At 70.4% G+C, this 24,154-nt stretch carries 25 protein-coding genes and 1 pseudogene; 12 read left to right on the forward strand and 14 right to left on the reverse strand.

What is annotated here, in order from left to right; translation table 11 throughout:
- Nucleotides 1-162: 162 nt before the first annotated feature.
- From ACIOKD_RS06645 to ACIOKD_RS06655, 3 genes are read left to right on the forward strand one after another with little or no spacing between them, the layout of a single operon-like run.
- A complete protein-coding gene (locus ACIOKD_RS06645) occupies nucleotides 163-1,185 on the forward strand; it encodes a carbohydrate ABC transporter permease (RefSeq protein WP_402079260.1) in 1,023 nt (340 codons plus the stop codon).
- Nucleotides 1,182-2,012 carry a carbohydrate ABC transporter permease gene (locus ACIOKD_RS06650; protein ID WP_402079056.1) on the forward strand — a complete coding sequence of 277 codons (831 nt, stop codon included), beginning with the start codon at nucleotides 1,182-1,184 and terminating at the stop codon, nucleotides 2,010-2,012. Before ACIOKD_RS06645 ends, ACIOKD_RS06650 begins: the two co-directional genes overlap by 4 nt.
- Before the next feature lie 9 nt (nucleotides 2,013-2,021).
- Nucleotides 2,022-3,530: a glycoside hydrolase family 3 protein gene (locus ACIOKD_RS06655; RefSeq protein WP_402079058.1), complete on the forward strand. Its 1,509-nt coding sequence runs from the start codon at nucleotides 2,022-2,024 to the stop codon at nucleotides 3,528-3,530.
- Nucleotides 3,531-3,759: 229 nt separating this feature from the next.
- Here ACIOKD_RS06655 and nagB read toward each other — a convergent pair whose 3' ends face one another.
- Complete coding sequence (gene nagB, locus ACIOKD_RS06660) at nucleotides 3,760-4,545, reverse strand: glucosamine-6-phosphate deaminase (RefSeq protein WP_402079061.1); 786 nt, start codon at nucleotides 4,543-4,545, stop codon at nucleotides 3,760-3,762.
- Nucleotides 4,546-5,094: 549 nt separating this feature from the next.
- Between nagB and ACIOKD_RS06665 the strand changes: the two genes are divergently transcribed.
- Nucleotides 5,095-6,561 carry a sensor histidine kinase gene (locus ACIOKD_RS06665; protein WP_402079263.1) on the forward strand — a complete coding sequence of 489 codons (1,467 nt, stop codon included), beginning with the start codon at nucleotides 5,095-5,097 and terminating at the stop codon, nucleotides 6,559-6,561.
- A gap of 285 nt (nucleotides 6,562-6,846) precedes the next feature.
- On the opposite strand, the gene ACIOKD_RS06670 is transcribed toward ACIOKD_RS06665, so the two are convergent.
- Together ACIOKD_RS06670 and ACIOKD_RS06675 are read right to left on the reverse strand one after the other, a co-directional pair.
- Nucleotides 6,847-7,104, reverse strand: a complete 258-nt coding sequence (locus tag ACIOKD_RS06670; protein WP_016639615.1) for a WhiB family transcriptional regulator — start codon at nucleotides 7,102-7,104, stop codon at nucleotides 6,847-6,849.
- 318 nt (nucleotides 7,105-7,422) lie between these two features.
- Nucleotides 7,423-8,391 (reverse strand): diacylglycerol/lipid kinase family protein, encoded by a 969-nt coding sequence (locus tag ACIOKD_RS06675; protein ID WP_402079063.1) that lies wholly within the window; start codon nucleotides 8,389-8,391, stop codon nucleotides 7,423-7,425.
- Nucleotides 8,392-8,549: 158 nt separating this feature from the next.
- Between ACIOKD_RS06675 and ACIOKD_RS06680 the strand changes: the two genes are divergently transcribed.
- On the forward strand, nucleotides 8,550-8,993 hold the full coding sequence (locus ACIOKD_RS06680; protein WP_402079066.1) for a hypothetical protein: 444 nt from the start codon (nucleotides 8,550-8,552) through the stop codon (nucleotides 8,991-8,993).
- A gap of 65 nt (nucleotides 8,994-9,058) precedes the next feature.
- Here the strand turns inward: ACIOKD_RS06680 and ACIOKD_RS06685 are convergent, their stop codons facing one another.
- From ACIOKD_RS06685 to ACIOKD_RS06695, 3 genes are all read right to left on the reverse strand, one after another.
- A complete protein-coding gene (locus tag ACIOKD_RS06685) occupies nucleotides 9,059-10,204 on the reverse strand; it encodes an RNA polymerase sigma factor SigF (RefSeq protein WP_402079069.1) in 1,146 nt (381 codons plus the stop codon).
- Complete coding sequence (locus ACIOKD_RS06690) at nucleotides 10,201-10,614, reverse strand: anti-sigma regulatory factor (protein ID WP_055512819.1); 414 nt, start codon at nucleotides 10,612-10,614, stop codon at nucleotides 10,201-10,203. The genes ACIOKD_RS06685 and ACIOKD_RS06690 overlap by 4 nt, the downstream gene beginning before the upstream one ends.
- 251 nt (nucleotides 10,615-10,865) lie before the next feature.
- Nucleotides 10,866-11,126, reverse strand: coding sequence for a UBP-type zinc finger domain-containing protein (locus tag ACIOKD_RS06695; protein WP_387326983.1), 261 nt, complete (start codon nucleotides 11,124-11,126; stop codon nucleotides 10,866-10,868).
- A gap of 61 nt (nucleotides 11,127-11,187) precedes the next feature.
- Here ACIOKD_RS06695 and ACIOKD_RS06700 point away from each other — a divergent pair, with 61 nt between their 5' ends.
- On the forward strand, nucleotides 11,188-12,783 hold the full coding sequence (locus ACIOKD_RS06700; RefSeq protein ID WP_402079074.1) for a Na+/H+ antiporter: 1,596 nt from the start codon (nucleotides 11,188-11,190) through the stop codon (nucleotides 12,781-12,783).
- A 161-nt stretch (nucleotides 12,784-12,944) separates the two neighbouring features.
- On the opposite strand, the gene ACIOKD_RS06705 is transcribed toward ACIOKD_RS06700, so the two are convergent.
- From ACIOKD_RS06705 to ACIOKD_RS06715, 3 genes are all read right to left on the reverse strand, one after another.
- Nucleotides 12,945-13,868: a 1-aminocyclopropane-1-carboxylate deaminase/D-cysteine desulfhydrase gene (locus tag ACIOKD_RS06705; RefSeq protein ID WP_402079076.1), complete on the reverse strand. Its 924-nt coding sequence runs from the start codon at nucleotides 13,866-13,868 to the stop codon at nucleotides 12,945-12,947.
- Nucleotides 13,869-13,958: 90 nt separating this feature from the next.
- The gene (locus tag ACIOKD_RS06710; RefSeq protein ID WP_402079079.1) at nucleotides 13,959-14,549 is read right to left on the reverse strand and encodes an N-acetylmuramoyl-L-alanine amidase; all 591 of its coding nucleotides are present in this window, start codon (nucleotides 14,547-14,549) and stop codon (nucleotides 13,959-13,961) included.
- Nucleotides 14,550-14,654: 105 nt separating this feature from the next.
- The gene (locus tag ACIOKD_RS06715) at nucleotides 14,655-14,888 is read right to left on the reverse strand and encodes a hypothetical protein (RefSeq protein ID WP_149511585.1); all 234 of its coding nucleotides are present in this window, start codon (nucleotides 14,886-14,888) and stop codon (nucleotides 14,655-14,657) included.
- A gap of 235 nt (nucleotides 14,889-15,123) precedes the next feature.
- On the opposite strand from ACIOKD_RS06715, the gene ACIOKD_RS06720 reads away from it, so the two are divergent.
- From ACIOKD_RS06720 to ACIOKD_RS06730, 3 genes are all read left to right on the forward strand, one after another.
- Entirely contained in the window at nucleotides 15,124-16,530 is a 1,407-nt protein-coding gene (locus ACIOKD_RS06720) for a family 2B encapsulin nanocompartment shell protein (protein WP_402079083.1), read from the forward strand.
- Nucleotides 16,531-16,662: 132 nt separating this feature from the next.
- Complete coding sequence (locus ACIOKD_RS06725; RefSeq protein ID WP_402079085.1) at nucleotides 16,663-17,817, forward strand: family 2 encapsulin nanocompartment cargo protein polyprenyl transferase; 1,155 nt, start codon at nucleotides 16,663-16,665, stop codon at nucleotides 17,815-17,817.
- A gap of 192 nt (nucleotides 17,818-18,009) precedes the next feature.
- Nucleotides 18,010-18,654 carry a GNAT family N-acetyltransferase gene (locus tag ACIOKD_RS06730; RefSeq protein ID WP_402079088.1) on the forward strand — a complete coding sequence of 215 codons (645 nt, stop codon included), beginning with the start codon at nucleotides 18,010-18,012 and terminating at the stop codon, nucleotides 18,652-18,654.
- Nucleotides 18,655-18,708: 54 nt separating this feature from the next.
- Here the strand turns inward: ACIOKD_RS06730 and ACIOKD_RS06735 are convergent.
- Nucleotides 18,709-18,972, reverse strand: a pseudogene (locus ACIOKD_RS06735) (TetR/AcrR family transcriptional regulator); the annotation flags it as partial.
- An 80-nt stretch (nucleotides 18,973-19,052) separates the two neighbouring features.
- Here ACIOKD_RS06735 and ACIOKD_RS06740 point away from each other — a divergent pair.
- Nucleotides 19,053-19,571 (forward strand): dihydrofolate reductase family protein, encoded by a 519-nt coding sequence (locus ACIOKD_RS06740; protein ID WP_402079091.1) that lies wholly within the window; start codon nucleotides 19,053-19,055, stop codon nucleotides 19,569-19,571.
- A gap of 55 nt (nucleotides 19,572-19,626) precedes the next feature.
- Nucleotides 19,627-19,845, forward strand: coding sequence for a hypothetical protein (locus ACIOKD_RS06745; protein WP_402079093.1), 219 nt, complete (start codon nucleotides 19,627-19,629; stop codon nucleotides 19,843-19,845).
- A 47-nt stretch (nucleotides 19,846-19,892) separates the two neighbouring features.
- Here ACIOKD_RS06745 and ACIOKD_RS06750 read toward each other — a convergent pair whose 3' ends face one another.
- The 4 genes from ACIOKD_RS06750 to ACIOKD_RS06765 all read right to left on the reverse strand — a co-directional run bounded on the left by ACIOKD_RS06750 (nucleotide 19,893) and on the right by ACIOKD_RS06765 (nucleotide 22,626).
- Nucleotides 19,893-20,303, reverse strand: a complete 411-nt coding sequence (locus ACIOKD_RS06750; protein WP_402079096.1) for a VOC family protein — start codon at nucleotides 20,301-20,303, stop codon at nucleotides 19,893-19,895.
- 4 nt (nucleotides 20,304-20,307) lie between these two features.
- Nucleotides 20,308-20,721 carry a helix-turn-helix transcriptional regulator gene (locus ACIOKD_RS06755; protein WP_402079099.1) on the reverse strand — a complete coding sequence of 138 codons (414 nt, stop codon included), beginning with the start codon at nucleotides 20,719-20,721 and terminating at the stop codon, nucleotides 20,308-20,310.
- A gap of 255 nt (nucleotides 20,722-20,976) precedes the next feature.
- Nucleotides 20,977-21,735, reverse strand: a complete 759-nt coding sequence (locus ACIOKD_RS06760; protein WP_402079102.1) for a GAF and ANTAR domain-containing protein — start codon at nucleotides 21,733-21,735, stop codon at nucleotides 20,977-20,979.
- A gap of 366 nt (nucleotides 21,736-22,101) precedes the next feature.
- Nucleotides 22,102-22,626, reverse strand: coding sequence for a hypothetical protein (locus ACIOKD_RS06765; RefSeq protein WP_402079105.1), 525 nt, complete (start codon nucleotides 22,624-22,626; stop codon nucleotides 22,102-22,104).
- Nucleotides 22,627-23,461: 835 nt separating this feature from the next.
- Between ACIOKD_RS06765 and ACIOKD_RS06770 the strand changes: the two genes are divergently transcribed.
- A complete protein-coding gene (locus ACIOKD_RS06770) occupies nucleotides 23,462-23,848 on the forward strand; it encodes an STAS domain-containing protein (RefSeq protein ID WP_402079108.1) in 387 nt (128 codons plus the stop codon).
- Nucleotides 23,849-24,154 lie beyond the last annotated feature (306 nt).

Consider the following 24,154-nt stretch of genomic DNA (forward strand, 5'->3'; position numbering starts at 1 on the left):
TCCGCGGGGGGGGGGGGGGGGGGGGGGGCCGGGGGGGGGGGGGGCCGGCGGGGGGGGGGCCCCCCCCCCCCCCCCCCCCCGGGGGGGGGGGGCGGCCCCCCCCCCCCCCCCCCACGCCGGCGCATTCAACTGCGAACCCTGATGGTGGAAGAGATGGCGAGCATGTCAGTGCAGACCGACCGCACGGACACAGGCACGGCCGCCGCGCCCGGTGTCCGTAAGACCGACGTACCCCCGCCCGACGGCACAGGCATACGCAAGGGCAAGGGCAAGGGCAGGCGCCCGGCCGGAAGGGGCGGGGGCGCGTCCGCCCCGTACCTGCTCCTGCTCCCCGCCCTGCTCGTCACGGTGATCCTGCTCGGCTGGCCGCTGATCAAGAACGGCATGCTGTCGTTCCAGAACCTCAACCCGCGCCAGCTGATCCTCCACCTCACCGAGTGGAGAGGGTTCGACAACTACACGGACGTCCTGAGCAGTACGGACTTCTGGAAGGTCGTCCAGCGGACGGTCCTCTTCACCGCCGTGAACGTCGTCCTCATCATGGCGCTCGGCACACTCGTCGGCCTGCTCCTCGCGCGGCTCGGCAAGCGCATGCGGCTGGTGCTGTTGCTCGGCCTGGTGCTGGCCTGGGCGATGCCGGTGATCGCCGCGACCACGGTCTACCAGTGGCTGTTCGCCCAGCGCTTCGGCGTCGTCAACTGGCTGCTCGCCAAGGCCGGCTGGACGTCGATGGCCGACTACAACTGGTTCGGCACCCAGCTCTCCACCTTCTCCGTGATCACCCTGCTGCTCGTCTGGCAGTCGATCCCGTTCGTGGCGATCAACCTGTACGCCGCCACGACCACCATCCCCAAAGAGCTGTACGAGGCCGCCTCCATCGACGGCGCCGGCACCTGGAAGAGCTTCACCTGCGTGACCTTCCCCTTCATGCGGCCGTTCCTGTGGGCGACGACCTTCCTTGAGGTCATCTGGATCTTCAAGGCGTTCCCGCAGATCTTCGCCATGAACAAGGGCGGCCCGGACCGGCTCACCGAGACCCTGCCGATCTACGCGTTCGTCGAGGGCCCCGGGAACCAGCACTACGGGATGGGAGCGGCGATCTCGTTCCTGACGATCCTTATCCTGCTCGGCCTGACGGCCTACTACCTGCGTACCGTTCTCAAGCAAGAGGAGGACGAGCTGTGAAACGCTCCCTGGTGGCCCGTCTGTGGCCCAACGCGACGGCCCTCGCCCTCTTCGTCGTCTTCGCGTTCCCCGTCTACTGGATGTTCGCGACCTCGCTGAAGCCGACCGGCGACATCATCGCGGACACCCCGGTCTTCGTACCGACCGACATCACGTTCGACCACTTCCGGAAGGCGCTCGACGCCGACCACTTCTGGACCCTCGTCGGCAACTCCCTGACGGTGACCGTCCTCGCGGTGGTCTTCTCCCTCGTCATCGCGCTGCTCGCGTCCTTCGCGCTGGCCCGCATGCGGTTCAAGGGCCGCCGCGGCTTCCTCCTGACCTTCATGATCGCGCAGATGGCGCCCTGGGAGGTCATGGTCATCGCGATCTACCTGATCGTGCGCGACGCCGACCTGCTCAACAGCCTCGTACCGCTCACCGTCTTCTACATGATCATGGTGCTGCCCTTCACCGTCCTGACGCTGCGCGGATATGTCGCCGCCGTGCCGAAGGAACTGGAGGAGTCGGCCATGGTGGACGGCTGCACCCGCGGGCAGGCCTTCGTGAAGGTCATCTTCCCGCTGCTCGCCCCGGGCCTCATGGCGACCTCGCTCTTCGGCTTCATCACGGCGTGGAACGAGTTCCCGCTGGTCCTGATCCTCAACAAGGACGCCGAGAAGCAGACACTCCCGCTGTGGCTCTCCAGCTTCGAGACGACGTTCGGCGACGACTGGGGGGCCACCATGGCCGCCGCATCGCTCTTCGCCATCCCGATCCTGGTCCTCTTCGTCTTCCTCCAGCGCAAGGCCGTCAGTGGACTGACCTCCGGCGCCGTGAAGGGATAACGCCACCCGATGACCACCATTGCCTCCGGCACGGACACGCTGACCCGTGACGCCCTCGCCGTCCTGCAGCCCGGCTTCACCGGGACCTCCGCACCCTCCTGGCTGCTCCGGCGGCTCGGCGAGGGCCTCACCTCCGTCGGCCTCTTCGGCCGCAACATCGCCTCTCCCGACCAGCTAGCCGCCCTTACCGCCCAACTGCGCGCGGAACGCGGCGACGTCCTGGTCGCCATCGACGAGGAAGGCGGTGACGTCACGCGCCTGGAGGTGCGTACGGGATCGTCGTTCCCCGGCAACCACGCGCTCGGCGCGGTCGACGACGTGGCGCTGACCGAGGCAGTCGCCCGTGAACTGGGCCGCCGGCTGGCCGCCTGCGGGGTCAACCTCAACTGGGCCCCGTCCGCGGACATCAACTCCAACCCCGAGAACCCCGTCATCGGCGTACGGTCCTTCGGCGCCGACACCTCCCTGGTGGCCCGGCACACCGCCGCGTACGTCTCCGGGCTGCAGTCCGCCGGGGTCGCCGCCTGCACCAAGCACTTCCCGGGCCACGGCGACACGGCGGTCGACTCCCACCACGCGCTGCCGCGCATCGACGCCGACCTGACGGTTCTGCACTCCCGCGAACTGGCCCCCTTCCGCGCGGCGATCGCCGCCGGCACCCGGGCCGTGATGAGCGCGCACATCCTGGTACCGGCCCTCGACCCGGCCCATCCCGCGACCCTCTCCCGCCGCGTCCTCACCGGGCTGCTGCGCGAGGAACTCGGCTTCGACGGGCTGATCGTCACCGACGGCATGGAGATGCAGGCCATCTCCGCGACCTACGGCATCGAACGCGGCAGTGTCCTCGCGATCGCCGCCGGCGCCGACGCGATCTGCGTGGGCGGCGGACTGGCCGACGAGGCCACGGTCCTGCGACTGCGGGACGCGCTGGTCAGAGCGGTCCGCACGGGTGAACTCGCCGAGGAACGCCTGGCGGACGCGGCGGCCCGGGTCCGGGCCCTGGCGTCCTGGACCGCCTCGGCCGGCACCGCGGCACCGGCCGGGTCCCCGGCACCGGCGTCCGCCGCCGACGGCCCGGAGATCGGCCTGGTGGCGGCCCGGCGTGCGCTGACCGTCACCCGCGGCCCGCTCCATACACCGGTCACCGAGGCGCCGTACGTCGCGGCCCTCACCCCCGTCGCCAACATCGCCGTCGGGGACGAGACCCCCTGGGGCGTCGGCGCCGAGCTGCGCCGCAGGCTGCCGGGCACGGAGACCGGGAGCTTCACGGGGGAGGGGGCCGCGGCCGAGGCGCTCGCGGCCGCCGGAACGCGCCGGGTGGTCGTCGTCGTGCGCGACGTCCACCGGCACGGGTGGATGGCCGAGGCCCTCGACGCGCTGGTCACCGCCCGGCCGGACACGGTCGTGGTCGAGATGGGCGTGCCCCAGGCTCCGCCCCGGGGCGCGCTCCACATCGCCACGCACGGAGCGGCACGGGTGTGCGGCCTGGCGGCGGCGGAGGCCCTCACCGCCCTGTGACACCACGCCCGGCCCACCGCGTCCACGCGGCGCCGCATCCCGGGGGCGCGCACCGGGGTTTTCCCAGGAGCGCGGGGAACTGCGCGACGTGGGGGCACCTCCCGGCCGAAGGCCGGGGGACCACGACGGACCCGCACCCGGCCACCGGACAGGCGGCGGCAGCGCCGGACGGAAGGCGCCGGACTCCCACGGGGGGAGCCCGGCGCCTTCCGCGTACCGCCGAGAACCGCTAGATCCCCTGCCAGGCCGGCTTGTTGGCGTACGTGTGCCGGAAGTAGTCCGCCAACTTCAGCTTGGACGCAGCCGCCTCGTCCACCACGACCGTGGCATGCGGATGCAGTTGCAGCGCGGAAGCCGGACACACCGCGGCCACGGGCCCCTCCACAGTCGCCGCCACGGCATCCGCCTTGCCCTCACCCGTGGCCAGCAGCACCAGATGCCGCGCCTCCAGGATCGTCCCGATCCCCTGCGTGATCACGTGGTGCGGCACCTGCTCGATGTCGCCCTCGAAGAACCGCGCGTTGTCGACCCGCGTCTGCTCGGTCAGCGTCTTGATCCGCGTACGGGAGGCCAGCGAGGAGCACGGCTCGTTGAACCCGATGTGCCCGTCGGTCCCGATCCCGAGCAGCTGGAGGTCGACCCCGCCCGCCTCGGCGAGCGCCCTGTCGTACGCCTCGCACGCCGCCCGTACGTCCTCGGCGGTCCCGTCCGGCCCCATGAACGCGCCCAGGTCGAGCCCCAACGGCTCCAGCACCTCGCGCCGCAGCACGGACCGGTACGACTCGGGATGCTCGGCCGGCAGCCCCACGTACTCGTCGAGCTGCGCGACCCGCGCCCGCGAGGCGTCCATGCCGCCGGCACTCACCGTCGCCGCCAGCGCCTGGTAGATGGGCAGCGGCGTCGAACCGGTGGCCACCCCGAGCAGGGCGTCCGGCTTGTGCCGGAGCAGTTCCGCCATGGCCCCGGCAATGAGCTCGCCACCCGCCTTGGCGTCCGTAACGATGACAACTTCCACGCTGGGCCTGCCGTTCTGAAGGGGAACTCACCTGCGTATGTGGTATAGACCAATCTAGCAGAGCACTCCTCTCCAGTCGCGTCTTCCGTGGACGCGTACGGCACGCGCAACTCGCCATGCGAATCCGCCCCCACCCGTGAACCGCCCGGGGTTAGGCTGCGTGATGCACGTAGGACGCGAGTTGTTGGATCAACAGACAACAACAAACATCCGACAACGCATGGACAGCCGAAGTGGTCTAGTCCAGAATCGTAGGCAAAGCTCACATGCGCATCAGCTCACCTGCGCATCTGAATGACCAAGCCTCCGCCTTCCCCGCACAGGAAGGCGGATCGAGGAGCCGGTGCTCTCTGCCCTGACTGCACCGGGTCCTCATCCTCGGCCGATCGGGACCGCACACCCCGCGGCCGATGTTGCTCCGGGCTGCGGTGCCGGGAGGGCTGAGGGTCCCTCTCAGGCGCCGCGGCCCGCGGGTGTCTCCGGGCCCTTACGGATGGCTGATTTCGGGTCTTGTCGTACCTGACGGGTACGCTCGCACATGTGCCCTCCATGAACGACCTCGTACGCCAGCACACCGCGCTCGGTGACTCCGACCTTGAGTGGCTGCATCTGCTGGTCTCGGAGTGGCAGCTGCTCTCCGACCTCTCCTTCGCCGACCTCGTCCTGTGGGTCCCCACCCGCGACGGCACCCGCTATGTCTCGGTCGCCCAGATGAGGCCCAACACAGGCCCCACCTCGTACCAGGACGACATGATCGGCCACCTCGTCCCCCGAGGCCGGCGCCCCATGCTGGACGCGGCCCTGGACGAGGGCCGGATCGTGCGCGAGGGCGACCCGGAGTGGCGCGAGGAGGTCCCCGTACGGGTGGAGTCCATCCCCGTACGAAGGGAGGGCCGGGTCCTCGGGGTCATCGCCCGCAACACCAACCTGCTCACGGTCCGCACGCCCTCCCGGCTCGAACTGACGTATCTGCAGAGCGCGTCCGACCTGGCCCAGATGATCGCGGCGGGCTCCTTCCCGTTCCCCGACCAGCAGGTCGACATGGACGCCTCACCGCGCGTGGGCGACGGCCTGATCAGGGTGGACGCGGACGGCGTCGTCCAGTACGCGTCACCGAACGCGCTGTCGGCGTACCACCGGCTGGGTCTCGCCGCCGACCTGGTCGGCCACCACCTCGGCAGGACCACCGCCGAACTCGCCCCGTCGCGGGGCCCGGTGGACGAGGCACTGGCGAAGGTCGCCAGCGGCTGGGCACCCCGCGAGTTCGAGATCGAGAGCAATGACGGCGTGATCCAGTTGCGCGCGATCCCGCTCAAACCCAAGGGGACGCGTGTCGGTTCCCTGGTCCTCCTGCGTGACGTGACCGAACTGCGACGCCGAGAGCGCGAGTTGATCACTAAGGACGCGACCATCCGGGAGATCCACCACCGGGTGAAGAACAACCTCCAGACGGTCGCGGCCCTGCTGCGCCTCCAGGCCCGCCGCATCGAGTCCGACCGGGGCCGCGAGGCCCTCGAAGAGGCGGTGCGCAGGGTCGGCTCGATCGCCATCGTGCACGAGACGCTCTCGCAGAACCTCGACGAGCGTGTGGAGTTCGACGAGATCGCCGACCGGGTGCTCGCCATGGTCGCCGAGATCTCGCCGGGCAAGGTCGTCGCCCGGCGCACGGGCCGATTCGGCATACTCGACGCCGAGGTCGCGACCCCGCTCTCCATGGTCCTCACCGAAATCCTGCAGAACGCCCTGGAGCACGGCTTCCGCGAGGGCGAGCGCGGCACGGTCGAGGTGTCCGCGGTCCGCGGCGGCACGTCCAAGGAGAACCGTCTGCTGGTCACGGTCCAGGACGACGGAGTGGGCCTGCCCGAGGGCTTCGACCCGCACCGCTCGGGCAACCTCGGCCTGCAGATCGTACGGACACTGGTGGAGGGCGAACTGGGCGGCACCTTCGACATGGTCCGCGCCCCGGAGCGCGGCACCCAGGTCGTGCTGGACATCCCGGTGGAGACCCCCAAGTAGCCCGAGCCCTCACCACCGGCCCCTCGCGCATCTCTCGTACCACTCGTACCTTCCGCACCACTACTCCACGAACACGCTGCGTAATCTCCACCGATGACCACGGCAGTGAGCAGCTGGCGCAGCAGTGAGCGGTGGGCACAGCAGTGAGCCCCGGGCCACTGAGTGGTCCGGGGCTCAAAGTGTCATTCGGTTGCGCATCGGGGGTACTGCGCGCTGCGGCTCGGGGGCGGGAGATGCGTACACGCTGTACGCGCCGCCAAGCTCAGGCTGTTGCGGGGTGGGTTGTCAGGCGGAAGCCTGACGGGCCCGGTTGCGGGCGGCGCGGCGCTTCATTGCGCGGCGCTCGTCCTCGCTGAGACCACCCCAGACGCCGGAGTCCTGGCCGGACTCAAGCGCCCACTGCAGACACTGCTCCATGACGGGGCAACGACGGCAAACGGCCTTGGCTTCCTCGATCTGCAGCAGCGCAGGACCGGTGTTGCCGATGGGGAAGAAGAGCTCCGGGTCTTCCTCGCGGCAAACGGCGTTGTGACGCCAGTCCATGGCTGCTACCTCTCCTTGGTATTACATGCACGTTGCTTGTGAATGTGAACGCTTTCACGAATCCCTCAACAAGTGAAGGGCCGACTACCAGACGGACTGGTGTGGTCCTGTGTTGTGAGGAGGGGTTCCGGCGCTCTGTGGGGGCGATGTTGCGGCCCGTCCCGAGCGCCACGTAGAGACTCGCAAACCTCAGCGGCGGATACAACCCCTACCGGAAAGTTTTTTTTGATTCCTCGGTGTCGACTAGGTCACAGCCGTACTTCCATGGGGTGGATCCTGGCCTAAACGTTCGAGTGGAAGGACTTTAGCCCGTTCCGCTCACACAATCACACGCAGTGCACGGCGAACGCCTGTGAACGCGACGCTCGTACGCAGTCCCAGGTGGTCGCCGTCCATCTGGAGGGGGAGTGGGACCTTCGAATGCAAGGTGAAGTAGGTCAGATCATGCAGGGACACCGCGTGCTTGCCGTGGGGTCCTCGTTCGGGGGACGAAGTGAGCAACTGGGTGCCATACCGGGCAACCGCGGTCGTCGACATGCGGCTGAGACCGAGTACGTCGAGGCCGGTATCGAACGAGGCCTTAGGTGACGCGTACACCGGGCGATTACCCAGATACGTCCACGGAGAGGTGTTGCACACTATCGACAGCACCAGATCGGTCACCGGGTCGCAGCCCGGCCGCTCCAGCGTGATGGTGCCGCGGCGGCGGTGGGTCTCCCCGAAGAACTGACGCATCGCCTGGCGCAGATAGAGCGAGTGCGTGGAGCGTTTGCCGCGCTCCCGGTGCTGTTCGACCCGGCCGACCACGCCGGCGTCGAAGCCGAGTCCCGCGTTGAAGGTGAACCAGCGCGAGGGGACGCCTTCGTCCTCGGTGCCCGGAGTGCCCGCGGCGAGGCCGAGGCCCACCGTGCGCTCCCGGCCCTCGCGCAGGGCGTCAAGGAGGGCCCCCGTCGCCTCGACGGCGTCGTTGGGCAGGCCGAGGGCGCGGGCGAAGACGTTGGTGGAGCCGCCGGGGACGACGGCGAGGCCGGGCAGCCGGTCGGGGTCGGGGCCGTTGTGCAGCAGACCGTTCACGACCTCGTTGACCGTGCCGTCGCCGCCGAGGGCCACGACCAGTTCTATGTCCTTGCTCTCCGCGGCCTGCCGGCCGAGGTCTCTGGCATGGCCGCGGTACTCGGTGGTGACCGCTTCGAGTTTCATCTCGCTCGCCAGCGCGTGGATCAGGACGTCACGCGTGCGTGCGCTGGTGGTGGTAGCTGCCGGATTGACCACAAGAAGTGCACGCATGCGATGCAGCGTACCTACCGCGTGGTACTCGTCCCATACCGAGGTGAGGATCAGGTGAGAGCGGCAGAGCCCGCCGGTCGCCCGCCGCTCGGGCGCGGATCGCCCGGTGGGAGCCCCGGGGCCATGGGCGCACGGAGGGCGAGGGCTACTCTTCAGGGGTGAGTTCTGAGCAGAATCCCACCCCGGAAATCGTCGGCGCCGGACCCCGCCCCGGGCGGCTGACCATGGCAGCCGCGCTCGTCGCGCTGGAGGGGGTCGCCCTCGTCGCCGGGGGCGTCTACCTGCTGGTGATGGGCCTCACCGGCCATCCCGACGACCGGAGTCAGGCGGTCACCGGGGGTGTGACGCTGATCGCGCTCGCCCTGCTGCCCCTGCTGGCCGCACGGGGGCTGCTGCTGCGGCGCAGCTGGAGCCGGGGGCCCGCGATCATCACGCAGATCATGGCGCTGCCCGTCGCTTACAACCTGCTCCAGGCCGACAGTCTCGCCATCCCCGGGGGGATCGCCCTGGCGGTGGCGGCGGTGGCGACGCTCGTACTGATCCTGAACCCCGAGACGACACGGGCCCTGGGAATCACCGGGCCGGGCGCCGCGCGGGAGTAGTCGGGAGTGGTCCGGACAGTGGTTCGCCGCGCCCCTGACGGGGCGCGAGCCGTGTGCCGTGCCGCCTACTCCTCCACCAGCAGCTTCTCGCGGAGCTGGGCCAGCGTCCTGGCCAGCAGCCGGGAGACGTGCATCTGTGAGATGCCGACCTCCTGGGCGATCTGCGACTGGGTCATGTTCGCGAAGAAGCGCAGCAGCAGAATGCGCTTCTCGCGCGGGGGCAGGTCCTCCAGGAGCGGCTTGAGGGACTCCCGGTACTCCACGCCCTCCAGCGCCTCGTCCTCGGAGCCGAGCGTGTCCGCGACGGCCGGGGACTCGTCGTCCGTGTCGGGGACGTCCAGGGACAGCGTGGAGTACGCGTTGGCCGACTCCAGTCCCTCCAGGACCTCCTCCTCCGAGATGCCCAGCTTCTCGGCGAGCTCGTGCACGGTGGGGGAGCGGCCGTGCTGCTGCGAGAGCTCCGCGGTCGCCGTGGTCAGCGCGAGCCGCAGCTCCTGCAGCCGGCGCGGCACACGCACCGCCCAGCCCTTGTCCCTGAAGTGGCGCTTGATCTCACCGACGACCGTGGGAGTCGCGTACGTCGAGAACTCGACACCGCGCTCCGGGTCGAACCGGTCGACCGACTTGATCAGGCCGATGGTCGCGACCTGCGTGAGGTCGTCCAGCGGCTCGCCGCGGTTGCGGAAACGGCGCGCGAGGTGCTCCACGAGCGGCAGATGCATGCGGACCAGCTGATTGCGCAGCTCCGCGTACTCCGCGCTGCCGCTGTCCAGCTTGCGCAGTTCGATGAACTTGGCCCGCGCCCCGCTTCTGTTGTGGGGATCGTGCTGTGATCCCGACGCGCCGTTGTCGGCGTTTCGCTCGTGTTCGTGCTGCTCGCTCATGATCCCGCCCGTCACCCGCCGCCGCCCTTCCAGGGACGTCCCCCCAGACTCTGTCCGGGGGGACCCCCACTGCGCGGCAACGTCTGGATCCTGTCGCCCGTCACTGCCGGAAAGCGCCTCGCGCCCGTCCTGGTCGATCGGCATCCCCCGAGCCGCCCCGGCCGCCGGGGAACTGCTGTCCTCCGGGTGCGGCCGGGCCTGCTGTTCGGGGATGCCGTCGACGCCCTCCGCCAGACGCCGGGGCCCGCCCGGACCGCCTTCGCCCTCGGCGGAAAGTTCCCGTGTGCCGCGCTCTTCGTCCCGCACCGGCCCGTCCCCGTTCCTCACGCCGGCCCGGGTCCCGCGCCGCGCTGTTTGTAGAGGCTGATCGAAACGGTTTTGTCATCGGCCACCGAGGAGGAGACCTTGCCTGCGAGGGCCGACAGCACGGTCCAGGCAAAGGTGTCCCGCGCGGGGGCGTGGCCGTCGGTGGTCGGGGCCGAGACAGTCACCTCAAGCGAGTCGTCGATCAGGCGGAAGACACAGCTGAGCACGGAGCCCGGCACCGCCTGTTGCAAAAGGATCGCGCATGCCTCGTCCACGGCGATACGCAAATCCTCGATCTCGTCGAGGGTGAAGTCCAAGCGCGCCGCGAGGCCGGCCGTGGCCGTACGCAGCACCGACAGGTAGGCACCCGCAGCCGGCAGCCGGACTTCCACGAAGTCCTGGGTCGCGGGCTCGCCTGCGATCTGGGACACCCTCACCTCCAAGGTGGTACAAGCTCTTTCGGGGGCCGAGGGTCGCCCCCCGGGATAACGCGCTACGTGTTTCAGCGGTGACGCTATCGCGCTCTCAGGTTTCCTGTCCCCGGGACCCCAACCCCTTGCTGTCACTCATAGTAAACCTATGTATACGCACAGTGGCTAGGGGTCTGCGGGCCCAATTGGGAAGAGGGCGCGCCGGATTGACGTACCCAGACGTCAGAGCATCGAACCGTCCGGAACCCACGTCACACCAGCACGTGGTCGACGAAGCACCAGCGCCAGCTCTCGCCGGGCTCGAAGGTCCGCATGATCGGATGCCCCGTCTCCTTGAAGTGCTCGGTCGCGTGCCGCAGCGGCGACGAGTCGCAGCAGCCCACGTGTCCGCAGTCCAGGCACAGTCGTAGCTGCACCGGGTGCGAGCCCACCGCCAGGCATTCGAGGCAGGTGTCGCTCAGTGGCGCGGGTTCCGGCTGCGGCAGCGCGTCGGCGTGCGTGCACTGTTTCATGATTGCCAGATTACGTCGGGTGTGCGGGAATCCGCGCGGAAACGAAAGCGGGCCGATACCGATGCATGTGATGCCCCTGCTCCTGCTGATCGCGGGCAGCGCCGCGGTGGCGGGCGCCGCGCGCCGTACTCCGGTGCCCGCGCCCCTGCTCCTCGTGGCGGCGGGCCTGATCGTCTCGTACGTGCCGGGGGTGCCCGACTACACCCTCGACCCCCATGTGGTCCTGCCGCTGCTGCTGCCTCCGCTGCTCTACACGGCCGCCACGGACAGCTCGTACCTCGATCTGCGGGCGCAGATCCGCCCGGTCGCGCTGCTGTCGGTCGGGTACGTGCTGTTCGCGACGTTCGCCGTCGGCTGGGCCGCCTACGTGATCGTGCCGGACCTGTCGCTCACCGCGGCACTGGTGCTCGGCGCGGTCGTGGCGCCGCCTGACGCGGTCGCGGCCACCGCGGTGGCGCGCCGGGTCGGGCTGCCGTCACGGGTCACCACGATCCTGCAGGGCGAGTCGCTGGTGAACGACGCGACCGCGATCACCGCCTACAAGGTGGCGCTGGCCGCCGCCGTCGGCGAGGGCGCGACCTGGGCGGGCGGCATCGGCGAGTTCCTGCTCGCGGCGCTGGGCGGCATCGGCGTCGGACTCGTCCTGATGGTGCCGATCCACTGGATGCGCACCCACCTGAAGGAGGCCCTGCTGCAGAACTCCCTGTCGCTGCTGACCCCCTTCTTCGCGTACGCGGTCGCCGAGCAGGTGCACGCCTCCGGAGTGCTCGCCGTGGTCGTCGTCGCGCTCTACCTGGGCCACCGCAACTGGGAGGTCGACTTCGCGACCAGGCTCCAGGAGGAGGCCGTCTGGAAGATGGTCGCGTTCATCCTGGAGTCGGCGGTCTTCGCCCTCATCGGCCTGCAGCTCCCGGTGATCCTGAAGGGCCTCGGCGAGTACGAGGGGGCGAGCGCGGCCTGGTACGCGGTGGCCCTCTTCGGGATCGTCGTCGCGACCCGCTTCGCCTGGGTGTACCCCGCGACCTACCTGCCGCGCCTGCTGTCCGCGCGGATCAGGAAACGGGAACAGAACCCCACCTGGAAGGGGACCTTCGTCATCGGCTGGGCCGGCATGAGAGGCGTGGTCTCGCTCGCCATCGCCTTCTCGATCCCGCTCACCGCGGACGGCGGCGAGGACTTCCCCGGCCGCAACATGATCCTCTTCCTGACCTTCACGACGGTGATCGGAACGCTGGTCGTGCAGGGACTGTCGCTGCCGCCGCTCATCCGCGTGCTGAAACTCCCGGGACGGGACCAGCAGGCCGAGACACTCGCCGAGGCGAACGCCCAGGCGCAGGCCTCCCGGGCCGCCGAGCGGCGCCTGGCGGAACTCCTCACCGACGAGCGCAACGCCCTTCCACCACCCCTGGCGGACCGTCTGCGCACGGTCCTGGAGCGCCGTCGAAACGCCGTCTGGGAACGCCTCGGCCAGGTCAACACCGTCACCGGCGAGACCGCGGACGACACCTACCGGCGGCTGTCCCGGGAGATGATCGGCGCCGAGCGCGCGGTGTTCGTGAAGCTGCGGGACGGCCGCTTCATCGACGACGAGATGCTGCGGACCCTGCTGCGCCGCCTGGACCTGGAGGAGGCCGCCGCGTTCCGCGAAGGGACCTAGTGCCGCGGCAGGCAACGTTCGCCCCGTCGCGACGCCCGGCACGCACTCTCGCCTCACCGGCCGAAAACCCGAGTACGTCCAGTACCAGGGCTTCCGGCCGGCACACCGAGAGCACGCACCGGACGCCGCTCCTCAACGGGCAAACGTTGCCTGCCGCGGCACTAGAAGGCGCTGTCCGGCCTGCCCGTGATCACGGCCGCGACCGTCGTCCCGCGCGGGAACGCGCCCTCCGCCGCGAGCGTCACGAGTCCGTACAGCGACTTGGCGACATAGAGACGTTCGACCGGCAGGCTGTGGCGCTGCTCGAAGTCGGCCGCGAACGTGTCGAGTTCGGGAGGAGTACGGGCGTAGCCGCCGAAGTGGAACCGGTCGTCGAGGGACCAGTCGCCACGCGGGCCGCCGAACGCCTCTTCCTGGAGGGCGCGTATGTCGGCGCCGAGGAAGCCGCCCTTCAGGACCGGTATACCCAGCGCTCGGCGGCCGGGAGGGAGGCCGCCGGCCAGCCCCGCCAGGGTGCCGCCGGTGCCGCAGGCCAGTGCGACGACGTCGGCGTGGTCGCGCAGCTCCTCGCCCAGCGCCGTGCAGCCGCGCACGGCAAGGGCGTTGCTGCCGCCCTCCGGGACCACGTACGCGTCCTCGCAGGCGGTCGAGCGCAGGAGCGCGGCCAGCGCCTTCGGCTCGCTCTTGCGGCGATATGTCGACCTGTCGACGAAGTGGAGTCGCATGCCGTCGGCGGCGCACCGCGCGAGGGACGGGTTCAGGGGGCGGTCCGCGAGCTCCTGGCCGCGGACCACACCGACGGTGGGCAGGCCCAGGAGACGCCCGGCCGCCGCGGTGGCCCGCAGATGGTTCGAGTACGCGCCGCCGAACGTGAGCACCGTGCGGCCGGCCGCCGCGCGCAGGTTCGGGGCCAGCTTGCGCCACTTGTTGCCGATCAGCTCCGGGTGGATCAGATCGTCCCGCTTGAGCAGCAGACGCACACCGCGGCGCGCGAAGCGCTCGTCCACGACCTCCCGCAGCGGCGACGGCAGCCGCGGCCGCAGGACGCCGAGGTCGACTGCTTCAGGGGTGTCGGGGCCGGTCACACCCCCATTGTCGGACACGCGTCCGAGCGACACGCGGGCTGCGCCGACACCGCCCCGGTCAGGTCAGGACCCGCCGGGGAAGCCCGGCCGTCACAGCAGGAGGTCGCGGACGCGGGCCCGCATGGCGGCCATCGTGAAGCCGCGGGGGTCGATCTTGCCCGGCTGCCATTCCAGATGACCGATCACCGAGCGCTCCGTCCAGCCGTGGTGGCGGCAGACCGCCGCCGCGGCCCGCGCGGCGGCCACCAGCTGAACCTCGGGCCACGGGTCCTCGCCGTCGCCGAGGTTCTCGCACTCGAAGCCGTAGAAATGGCGGTTGCCGTCGGTGTTCGCCTCGTTGTCCGAAGGCAGGGCCGTCTCGGCGATGACAGCGCGCAGGACGTCGTCGTCACCGAGGCCCGCGTGATTGGAGCGGCCGTAACCGACGAGGTGGACGCGGCCGTCCTTGGTGATGACACCGTGACACAACGGGCCCGGTAACCCGCTGTAACCGTCACGGCAGATCTCGACCGTGCGCTCGCTGCCCGAGGTCACCGTGTGGTGGATCATCACGCCGTGGACCGGGCCCCACGGCCCCTTGTGGTTGCGGTTGTGATGCTCCCAGTCGCCGACCTCGACGACAGTGATTCCTTCCGCCTTGAGCCGGCTCAGAAAACTGCCCGCGGACATGGGTGAGGCCACGGCCGCCTCCTCACAGGGCGCGACGGCCACCCGCCGTGGCCGCCTCGTACCGCTGCTTGTACCCGCAACCGCTCTGCCCCGACCACCTGTTCGCGCGGCCAGGTGCTAGGCGCGCAGGAAGCCGTCCCCGTGCGTCGCGATGTGGCTCTCCACCGCCTGGAGCGCCTGCTGCGTGGCCTGCGGGGAGCCGCTGCCGCGCCGCTCCGCGAGGTAGGCCGCGCCGAGGGTCTTCAGCAGGTCTCCGCCGGTCCGCTGCGCCTGGACCTCGTCGATCTTCTGCTTGCCCTGTGTGAGACCGCGCTGTGCTTGTTCCTTCGCGCGGTCCAGGAAGCCTGCCATGGCCGTCTCCTCCGTCGTCGTGCGTTGTGCCTGTTCAACGGGCCGTCCGATCTTGGAGTTCCCGGTCGAACCGGCCCGCGGACCCGTCGGTCCGGGCTGCTCCGCCCGACCGGGCGCCCGCAGTATGCCCCGCTTCGCGAAGATCCATTCCCCCTCTTTCGTGTAATAGCACCAGCACCGTCCGTGATGGAAGTGTGGGAGCCGCAGCTCAGCGCACGATGGGGAGGACATTTTCATGTCGGTAGGCGAAGAGATCCGCGCGGACCAGGATCAGCCGCAGAAGAGTCTCGGCACATCCGCGGCGCGGAACCTGGCCACGACCACCAAGTCCGCACCGCAGATGCAGGAGATCAGCTCACGATGGCTGCTGCGCATGCTGCCGTGGGTGAACGTGCAGGGCGGCACGTACCGGGTGAACCGCAGGCTCAGCTACTCCGTGGGAGACGGCCGCGTCACCTTCGTGAAGACCGGTGACCGCGTCCAGGTCATCCCGGCGGAGCTCGGCGAGCTGCCGGCGCTGCGCACCTACGAGGACCAGGAGGTGCTCACCGAGCTGGCCGCGCGTTGCGAACAGCGGGAGTTCGAGCCAGGCAGTGTGCTCGCCTCGTTCGGCAGTCCGGCCGACGAGGTGTTCCTGCTGGCGCACGGCAGGGTCGAGAAGATCGGCACGGGCCCGTACGGGGACGACGCGGAGCTCGGAACGCTCGCGGACGGCGCCTACTTCGGCGACCAGGCGATCCTCGACCCGGACGCCATCTGGGAGTACACGGCCCGCGCGGCCACCGCGTGCACGGTCCTCGTGCTGCCCCGCACGCATTTCGACACGATCGCGGAGCGCTCCGAGTCGCTGCGCGAACACCTCACGCAACTGCGGGCGATCCCGCACCAGCGCGCCAACAGGTACGGCGAGAAGGAGATCGACCTCGCGGCCGGCCACACAGGGGAGCCCGCCATCCCGGGGACGTACGTCGACTACGACGCGGCACCGCGGGAGTACGAACTCAGCGTCGCCCAGACCGTGCTGCGCATCCACACGCGCGTGGCAGACCTCTACAACCAGCCCATGAACCAGACCGAGCAGCAGTTGCGGCTCACGGTGGAGGCGCTGAAGGAGCGCCAGGAGCACGAGCTCATCAACAACCGGGAGTTCGGGCTGCTCAACAACTGCGAGTACGACCAGCGGATCCAGCCGCACGACGGCGTACCGAGCCCGGACGACCTGGACGAACTGCTCACCAGGCGGCGTGGCACCAAGCTGCTGCTCGCCCACCCCCGGGCGATCGCCGCGTTCGGCCGTGAGCTGAACAAGCGGGGCCTCGTCCCGGAGACCCTGGACGTGGCGGGCAACCGCATCCCCACCTGGCGCGGAGTGCCGATCTACCCATGCAACAAGATCCCGGTGACCGAGGCCAGGACGACGTCGATCATCGCCATGCGTACGGGCGAGGCGGAGCAGGGAGTCATCGGACTGCAGCAGGCGGGCATCCCGGACGAGATCGAGCCGAGCCTGTCCGTGCGGTTCATGGGCATCAGCGAGCAGGCGATCATGTCGTACCTGGTGACGACGTACTACTCGGCCGCGGTCCTGGTGCCCGACGCGCTCGGTGTTTTGGAGAACGTCGAGATCGGCCGCTGGCGGTGACCTCCGGGACCTGCGGCGCACCACGTGCCGTGTCCCCGTTCGCCGGACCGGGTACACCGCAGGGGTACGCGCCGGCGTCGGCCGAACCGCCACCGGCCGCGCGGCCTTCGAGGCGGACCCATGGGTGAATTCATGACGGACACGCGCACGAACACGCGCACGAACACGCGCACGAAGGTGCGGACACAGCGGCAGCAGAGCCCGTCGTCCGCGGTGGGAGGGGCTGTCCCCGAGCAGGGGCCGGCGTCTGCCGGCCCGCACGGCTCGCCCGACGGACAGGAGGCGGCCGTCATCCTCGACAGGGCCCGGGTCTCGGTCGAACCGGAACTGCGCCGGGCCGTCGAGTCGCTGCCCGGCTCGATGCGCCGGGTCGCGCTCTACCACTTCGGGTGGGAGCACGCGGACGGTACTCCGGCGGCGGGGAACGCGGGCAAGGCCATCCGGCCCGGGCTCGTACTGGCCGCGACCGGAGCACTCGGCGGGAGCCGGACGGCGGCCGTACGGGCGGCCGCCGCGGTGGAGTTGGTGCACAACTTCACGCTGCTGCACGACGACGTGATGGACCGGGACACCACCCGCAGGCACCGGCCCACCGCCTGGGCCGTGTTCGGTGACGCCGACGCGGTCCTCGCGGGGGACTCCCTGCAGGCGCTGGCGCACCGGCTGCTCGCCGAGGATCCGCATCCGGCGTCCGCGGCGGCGTCCGCGCGGCTCGCCGACTGTGTCGTCGAGCTCTGTGCGGGACAGCAGGCCGACACCGCGATGGAGCGACGTGCTCCCGACGACATCACGCTCGCTGAGGTGCTTGCCATGGCCGAGGCCAAGACCGGTGCGCTCCTGGGGTGCGCGTGCGCGTTGGGGGCTTTGTACGCGGGCGCGGACGACGAGGATGTCGCGGCGTTGGACGCGTTCGGGCGTGAGGCCGGGCTCGCCTTCCAGCTCATCGACGACGTGATCGGTATCTGGGGGGATCCGGGGCGCACCGGTAAGCCGGCCGGGGCCGACCTCATGGCCCGCAAGAAGTCCCTCCCGGTGGTCGCGGCGCTCGCCTCCGGCACACCGGCCGCGGCCGAACTCGCCGAGCTGTACCGGACTCCCTATCGGGACGGCGATCTGGAGCGCACGGTCCTCGCCGTCGAGCGGGCGGGCGGGCGCGACTGGGCCCAGATCCAGGCGGCCGACCGGATGGCGCGGGCCCTGGGCCATCTCTCCCGTGCGGTCCCGGACCCGGAGGCGGCGGAAGGCCTGCTGTCGCTGGCGGAGTTCGTGACCCGGCGGACCTCATGAGGAGGGCCGTCTGAGACGCCGGAGCCCTCTGTCGCGTGCGGCACCTGACGGCGCTGCGAGGCGGAGAGGTTCCGGTTTCGGCGGGCCCCGCGCATCCCCACGGTGCGCGGGACCCGCCACCCTGTCGCCCGGGTGATCGCCTAGGCTGCAACGGCCAAGTGGACAGGGGCCGTTGAGGCGAAGGGGCGGGACATGGGCGTGGCGATCCGAAGAGCGGGCGAGGCCGACCGGGAGGACGTGACACGGCTCCTCGACGAGGCCTTCCAGGACGACCCGGTGAGTAGCTGGGTCTTTCCCGACGCGGACCACCGGCGGCGTACGCATCCCTTGTTGATGAGGGCCTTCCTCGACATCGTGCTCGACGCCGGGTACGTGGACGTCACGGAGGACGGCTCGGCCTGCGCGCTGTGGCTGTCTATACCGGCGGGGGCGCACGAGGAGGACGAAGAAGGGCCGGTCCAGCTGCGTGAGGCCGTCGATCCCGGCAACGAGCGGGTCGAGCTGATCGCCCGGCTGACCTCCGAGGCGCACCCGGCGGGCGCGGCCCACGAGTATCTGTGGATGATCGCCGCAAGGCCGGGGCGCCAGGGGGAAGGGCTTGGGACGGCTCTCATCCAGCATGTGCTCGAACGGTGTGACGGGGAGGGGCTGGCCGCGTATCTGGAGGCCAGCGGGGTGCGGAGTCGGGGGCTCTACGAGCGGCTCGGGTTCGCCTTCACGGGCAGGGCGGTCGAGTTGCCCGCGGGGCCGTTCATGTGGCCGATGTGGCGCGAGCCGCAGCGCGAACCGCAGCGCGAACCGCAGCGCGAACCGCGGCGCGAACCGCTTCGTGACTAGGGCGGTTCTTCGGGCGCGGCGCCGCGTGGGCTGGTCGCGCTGTTCCCCGCGCCCCTATGAGCCGGGCCGCGGCGGGACGATCGTGTTGACGATTCGTTCCACCAGTCCGTCAGGGACGCTCACGCCCGGTAGTACGCCGTCCAGTACTCCTGGCAGCGTCAGGTGTTCGAGGATCAGGCCGAGCATGGCGACGTAGAGGATCGTCACGGTTTCGTCGCCGCCCGGGAGGCCCGCGGCGCGGTGGAACTCCATGCCGTGCTCAAGGTCGGCGCGGCTGGTCTTCGTGTACGAGGCCCGCAGCTCGGGGCGGCGCGTGGCGAGACCGGCTTGCGAAAGCTCACGTATTCATCGCCTGCTCGATCGATGGCTTCATCGGCGATCCGGACGGCGACGGGTCGATGATGATCCCGTTCGTGGACGAGGAGTTCTTCGAGTTCCTCAAGACCGAGTATCCGGAGACGCTGCCCACCCACGGCCGCCGCGGGCTGGGCATCGACGACCTGGCGAACCAGAAGTACGACACGGTCGTGCAGGGCCGCGCCAGCTACGACCTGGCGCTGCGGATCGATGTCACCAGCCCCTATGCCCACCTGCGCGAGTATGTCGCCTCGCGCACGCTGCAGGCGTCGCCCGACCCGAACGTCGAGATCGTCGCCGACGACCTGGTCGGCAGGGTCCGCGCACTCAAGGCGGAGGACGGCGACCTCGGTGTCTATCTGTGCGGCGGTTCGCAGATCGCGGGCGAGCTGATCGACGAGATCGACGAGCTGGTCGTCAAGACGTACCCCATCGTGCTGGGCACAGGCATGCCGATGTTCGGCTCCGGCTCCGGCTTCGCGGTCAGCGAGTTCACGCTCGGCGAGGTGCGTACGTTCAAGAACGGGGCGGTCGTGCGGACGTACAGCAGGAAGCGCTGATTCCGGGGCTGCCGCCCGGCTGTCGGCCCGGCCCCTCCCACAATATTCTGGAGGCATGGCCAGCGATGAGTCCCTCTGTCCGGTCTGCGAGCAGTCCGTCGACACGGTCGTGCGTCGGCACAAGACCCTGGGTGTCTTCGTGCCCGTGTGGGGCCCCGGCCCCTGCCACAACCCCCGGTGTGCGAGCTACGAGGCGGGCGAGGAGCCCGCGCTCATGACCGAGCTGGGGCCGCCGCCCGAGGATTCCCTCCCCGGCGCGGATCGGGAGTCCTGACCGGCGACACCCGGCACCCGGCACCTGACAGCAGGTGGGCGGTCCCGTCATTTGCGCTGGGTGAAGCGCAGCAGGTTGCCCGCGGGGTCACGGACCGCGCAGTCGCGGACGCCGTACGGCTGGTCCATCGGTTCCTGGATGATGTCGGCATCCGCGGCGAGCAGCCGTTCGTACGTCGCGTCGCAGTTCTCCGTGGTGAAGATGACACCGCGGAGCAGCCCTTTGGCCAGCAGTTCGGCCACGGTCCGCCGGTCCGCCTCCGGTGCGTTCGGATCGGCCAGGGGCGGTTCCAGGACGATCTCCACGTCCGGCTGGAGAGGGGGGCCGACGGTGACCCAGCGCATGCCCTCGAAGTCGACATCGTTACGGACCTCAAGGCCCAGCACGTCACGGTAGAAGGCGAGCGCCCGGTCGTGGTCGTCGACCGAGATGAAGCACTGTGCGATTTTGAGGTCCATGGCCTCACGCTAGAGGCTTCGCCGCCGCCCGGCGCACCGGTCGCGTGTACATCTTCGCCACGCATGCAGGGATCGCCGCCCCCGGCTCGTGCGACCGCGCCCGGTACGCGCTCGGCGTCTCTCCGACCAGCTCCGTGAAACGGGAACTGAACGAACCGAGCGACGTACACCCCACCGCGAAGCAGACCTCCGTGACACTCAGGTCTCCGCGCCGGAGCAGCGCCTTCGCGCGCTCGATGCGGCGCGTCATGAGATAGCCGTACGGCGTCTCACCGAAGGCCGCGCGGAAGCTGCGCTGGAAGTGGCCCGCAGACATCAGCGCGGTGCGCGCGAGCATGGGCACGTCCAACGGCTCGGCGTACTCACGGTCCATCCTGTCGCGTGCCTTGCGCAGTCGGACCAAGTCCTCCGTGGTCATGCCCTCAGCATCCCACGGCCCACTGACAGGGCCCCTGGATCGGAGGGGTCGGAGCAGTCCGCGGGCTCCGGCTGCTCGGTGAGCCGCAACTGCCGACGCGGTTCCCGCTGCCGCAGTCCCGCTGGCGCAGTATCGTGACGCGCGTCGACGGCGACCACGTACCACGCGACGGGTCGGGCTCGTTGGTAACTCCTGCCGCACGCCGATCGGCCGGAGCGGGACCGGCTCCGGTGACCGCGGCCGGTCCGACGGTCGTCAGGGAGCCCGGTGCCGGCGGGGGAAGGCCGAGCTGCCGGACGGGTCGCCGACGATCAGGGCGGCCAGGTCGGCGAGCTTCATCCGCTTCGCGCGGGCACGGCCGCGCAGTTGCGCGAACGCCTCCTGGAGGTCGCAGCCGAGGCGTTCGGTGAGGATGCCCTTGGCCTGCTCGATGACGACGCGGCTGTTCAGGGCGTTCTGTAACTGATCGCCCCGGACGAGCGCGTTGCGCAGCACATCGCGATGGGTCAGACCGACGGCCGTGGCGTCGGCGAGGAGCCGGGCCCACTGGATGCCCGACGGCTCCAGCCGGCCGTGCTGGTGGTAGAGATCGAGCGCGCCCAGGGGCCGGTCCTGATGGGTCAGGGGCAGGGCCGTGACGGCGGTGAAGCCCTCGGACAGGGCACGGCTGGTGAAGCGGGGCCAGCGGGTCCGGCTGTGCGGGTGGGACATCGGGATGTTGGCCAAGGGCCCCTTGCCGCGTGAGATGTCCAGACGGGGCCCCACCCGCGACTCGGCCTGGACGCATTCCAGCCGACGAGTGCGTTCGTCCGACGCGGCCATGCGCCAGGGAGTGCCCTCCGGGCCGATCAGGCTGCAGGCGGCCGCCTCCACACCGGGCACGAGGGCCGTGACCCGCGCAAGCCGTCGCAGGAGGTGTTCCTCGCTCTCGCCCCTGGCCGGAGCGTCGACCAGGGCGAGCAGATTCGTGGCCAATACCTGCGACCGATGGGTGTCGAGCGGTTCGATGCTCATGGCTTGGTTCCTGACGGCTGGGTGGGGCTGCCGAACCGGAACGGACGGCTCACGGGTGCCCGGGTGTCGCTGCCGGACCGAGTGGTTGTTGTTCCTTCCACATGACAGACAAGCACATGTCGCCATTGCGCGACTACGGTGAGTTTGTGACGGTGGCATGTTCCGGCCCGCGGGTTTGCGACGGTACGGAGCTTTGCGCGCCGTCGGCCTTCTCGCGTCGAGGGGCGCATGGACATGCCCGGAAAAGGTGTCCCGGCCTGCCCGTCGGCGCCAGGATCCCGCTGTCCGGCGCCGGTTGTACGGGTGTTCCCCGAGCCGACGTCCGGGTGACCGCGGCCGTCTCTTCGTGTGCCGGTCGGCCCGGGTTCATGACTGTTTCGTCTTTTCGCTGCCGTCCCTCGGAGTGCGCCGGTCCTTGTTCCCCTTCTCGGGAGCGCTCCGGTCCCTGTCCTGCGGCGTGCCGTGATTCCTGGACGCGTCGGCGCGCAGCCCACGGGACAGCTCCGCCACGAAGGCCTCCCACAGTCGGCCCGTGGGCGGCAATCCCGGCTGGTGGAGGGCGCCGGGCAGCCCGAGATGCTCCCGGGAACGGATCGGCGCCCGGGGTCCGGGCAGTTGGGCCGCGGACGGCATGCCCACGCCGAACGGCAGCCCCGGGCGCGTACCCAGGGTGTCGCGACGAAGGCGTGCGAAGTCCGTCGCCCGTGGCGGCCAGGCGCCGGGGTGAGGTGCGCTGCCGAGTACGAAGGCTTCGTAGTCGAACGTCTGCTGTACGGGGCGGAGTTCCACGACGGCCGCGGTGTGACCGCCCTCGGCCGGTCCGACCGGGAGATGTTCGGCGAGGGTCGCGGTCAGCCCGTGCACACTGGCGTAGCCGATCAGGATCCGCATGTGGTCGGAGCACTCCCTTTTCAGCGTAGGGAATCTAGTGCGGGTCTGGTGCAAGTCGCTCCCGGCGCAGACGTGTTCGCGTCCGTGATCCTGATATGGGCGCGGTGTTCGGGGTGCGCGACCCCTTCGCACGGCCCTCACCTCGGCTTCCGTTCAGGGTCGCTGACACCACGGTGCTCCGCCGGGGCCCTGGGCCCCGGTCACCCCAAGCCGGACCGGCAGCGCGGGACAGAGGGTGATCGGCCACTCACCTGCCTAAGACACGCCGGAAACACCTGTCGGCCCCGCGACCGGGCGGAGGTGAATCCGATGCGGCACGAGAGCCGCGATGGCGAGAACGAGATGCCCGACCGCGTACGGCCGTCCGGCGTGGAGGACCGTCGCCGGGGCACCGAGGCCTTCACGCCTCTCGCCGAGGCGCAGTACACGCGGGGCGACGGACCCTGCCGGAGCGCCCTCGACCGGGCCGCCCCGGTACTCGCGCCGGGTCTCACGCAGGGGCCGGGCGCCCGCCACCGGCCTGCCAGGCCGGCCAAGCCCTCCAGGCACTGCTCCGCCGCGCCGGGGAATTGTCCCTGGTGCGCGCCGCCCCGGGGTGGCCCCGGCCGTACGAGCTGTTGCGTACGCCCCCTGCGCCACGGCGTGCGCAGGGGCGCCCGATCCGTGCGACTACCACCAAGAACCACCCCGTGTACGGCGTACGACCGCGTTTGACCGGGCACGATGGTGAGTATCACTTCGGTGCCGCCCAAGACCCTGGTGGCATCCGCCGCGCGTGCCCCCAGCCGCGCCCTCGCGTTTGCCGTCATCTCTGGAGAGAGCACTGAGGTGGGCCATGGGCACCCATCACGTCACCTTCGGCCTGCGCCACCGGACGGCGGGAGACACGCTGTTACTCCTGCCGTCCGGCGAGTTGGACGCCTGGGCCGACCAGGAACTGTTCCCGCGGATGGCCGACCTCCTCGACCGCCCCCGCGATTCGGCTCTGTCCGGTGTCGTCGTGGATCTCGGCGCGGTGACCTTCCTGGACGCCGGCGGTCTGCGCCTGCTGGTCCGCCTCAGGAACCGGACGTGCCTGAGCGGCATCGAACTGCGGCTCGCCCGCACCCCCGCCAAGGTCCGTCGCGTGCTGCGTCTCTCCCGGCTCGAACGCACCTTCACGTTCCTCGACGAACCGAGGTCACCGTGCGCCAAGGCCTCCGGGCGGGGTGTGCCCGCCTGACCGGACAGCGTCCTGCCCGGCCTCCTTCGCCGTACGAGAGTGGGAACGCGCTCCCGTGTCGGGTTCACCCGGTCCGGGGGCGCCGGCGGGTCTCCCTGCGGAGTCCGGGCCAAGTGCCGCAGAACCAGGCGCGGACGTGAGCGCGACGGGGACGACGTGAGGCCGACGCGAGGCTGACGTGAGTTCGCCGTGGCGCGGGCGCGCGGTGCTCCACGCCATCGACCAGGTGACCGAGGCGCTCGCGCTGGTCGAGGAGGGCGTCACCCTGGGCGGCGTACCGCATGCTGCACGTCTGGCGCTCCGGCA

The sequence above is a fragment of the Streptomyces sp. NPDC087844 genome (assembly GCF_044742785.1).
GTDB lineage: Bacteria > Actinomycetota > Actinomycetes > Streptomycetales > Streptomycetaceae > Streptomyces.

Bases quoted from the DNA above. Each gene is read 5' to 3' on its own strand.
- ACIOKD_RS06645 (WP_402079260.1), top strand. From the start codon at position 163: ATGTCAGTGCAGACCGACCGCACGGACACAGGCACGGCCGCCGCGCCC.
- ACIOKD_RS06655 (WP_402079058.1), top strand. From the start codon at position 2,022: ATGACCACCATTGCCTCCGGCACGGACACGCTGACCCGTGACGCCCTC.
- ACIOKD_RS06665 (WP_402079263.1), top strand. From the start codon at position 5,095: ATGAACGACCTCGTACGCCAGCACACCGCGCTCGGTGACTCCGACCTT.
- ACIOKD_RS06670 (WP_016639615.1), bottom strand. From the start codon at position 7,104: ATGGACTGGCGTCACAACGCCGTTTGCCGCGAGGAAGACCCGGAGCTC.
- ACIOKD_RS06675 (WP_402079063.1), bottom strand. From the start codon at position 8,391: ATGCGTGCACTTCTTGTGGTCAATCCGGCAGCTACCACCACCAGCGCA.
- ACIOKD_RS06695 (WP_387326983.1), bottom strand. From the start codon at position 11,126: ATGAAACAGTGCACGCACGCCGACGCGCTGCCGCAGCCGGAACCCGCG.
- ACIOKD_RS06700 (WP_402079074.1), top strand. From the start codon at position 11,188: ATGCATGTGATGCCCCTGCTCCTGCTGATCGCGGGCAGCGCCGCGGTG.
- ACIOKD_RS06715 (WP_149511585.1), bottom strand. From the start codon at position 14,888: ATGGCAGGCTTCCTGGACCGCGCGAAGGAACAAGCACAGCGCGGTCTC.
- ACIOKD_RS06720 (WP_402079083.1), top strand. From the start codon at position 15,124: ATGTCGGTAGGCGAAGAGATCCGCGCGGACCAGGATCAGCCGCAGAAG.
- ACIOKD_RS06725 (WP_402079085.1), top strand. From the start codon at position 16,663: ATGACGGACACGCGCACGAACACGCGCACGAACACGCGCACGAAGGTG.
- ACIOKD_RS06730 (WP_402079088.1), top strand. From the start codon at position 18,010: ATGGGCGTGGCGATCCGAAGAGCGGGCGAGGCCGACCGGGAGGACGTG.
- ACIOKD_RS06740 (WP_402079091.1), top strand. From the start codon at position 19,053: ATGATGATCCCGTTCGTGGACGAGGAGTTCTTCGAGTTCCTCAAGACC.
- ACIOKD_RS06745 (WP_402079093.1), top strand. From the start codon at position 19,627: ATGGCCAGCGATGAGTCCCTCTGTCCGGTCTGCGAGCAGTCCGTCGAC.
- ACIOKD_RS06750 (WP_402079096.1), bottom strand. From the start codon at position 20,303: ATGGACCTCAAAATCGCACAGTGCTTCATCTCGGTCGACGACCACGAC.
- ACIOKD_RS06755 (WP_402079099.1), bottom strand. From the start codon at position 20,721: ATGACCACGGAGGACTTGGTCCGACTGCGCAAGGCACGCGACAGGATG.
- ACIOKD_RS06760 (WP_402079102.1), bottom strand. From the start codon at position 21,735: ATGAGCATCGAACCGCTCGACACCCATCGGTCGCAGGTATTGGCCACG.
- ACIOKD_RS06765 (WP_402079105.1), bottom strand. From the start codon at position 22,626: ATGCGGATCCTGATCGGCTACGCCAGTGTGCACGGGCTGACCGCGACC.
- ACIOKD_RS06770 (WP_402079108.1), top strand. From the start codon at position 23,462: ATGGGCACCCATCACGTCACCTTCGGCCTGCGCCACCGGACGGCGGGA.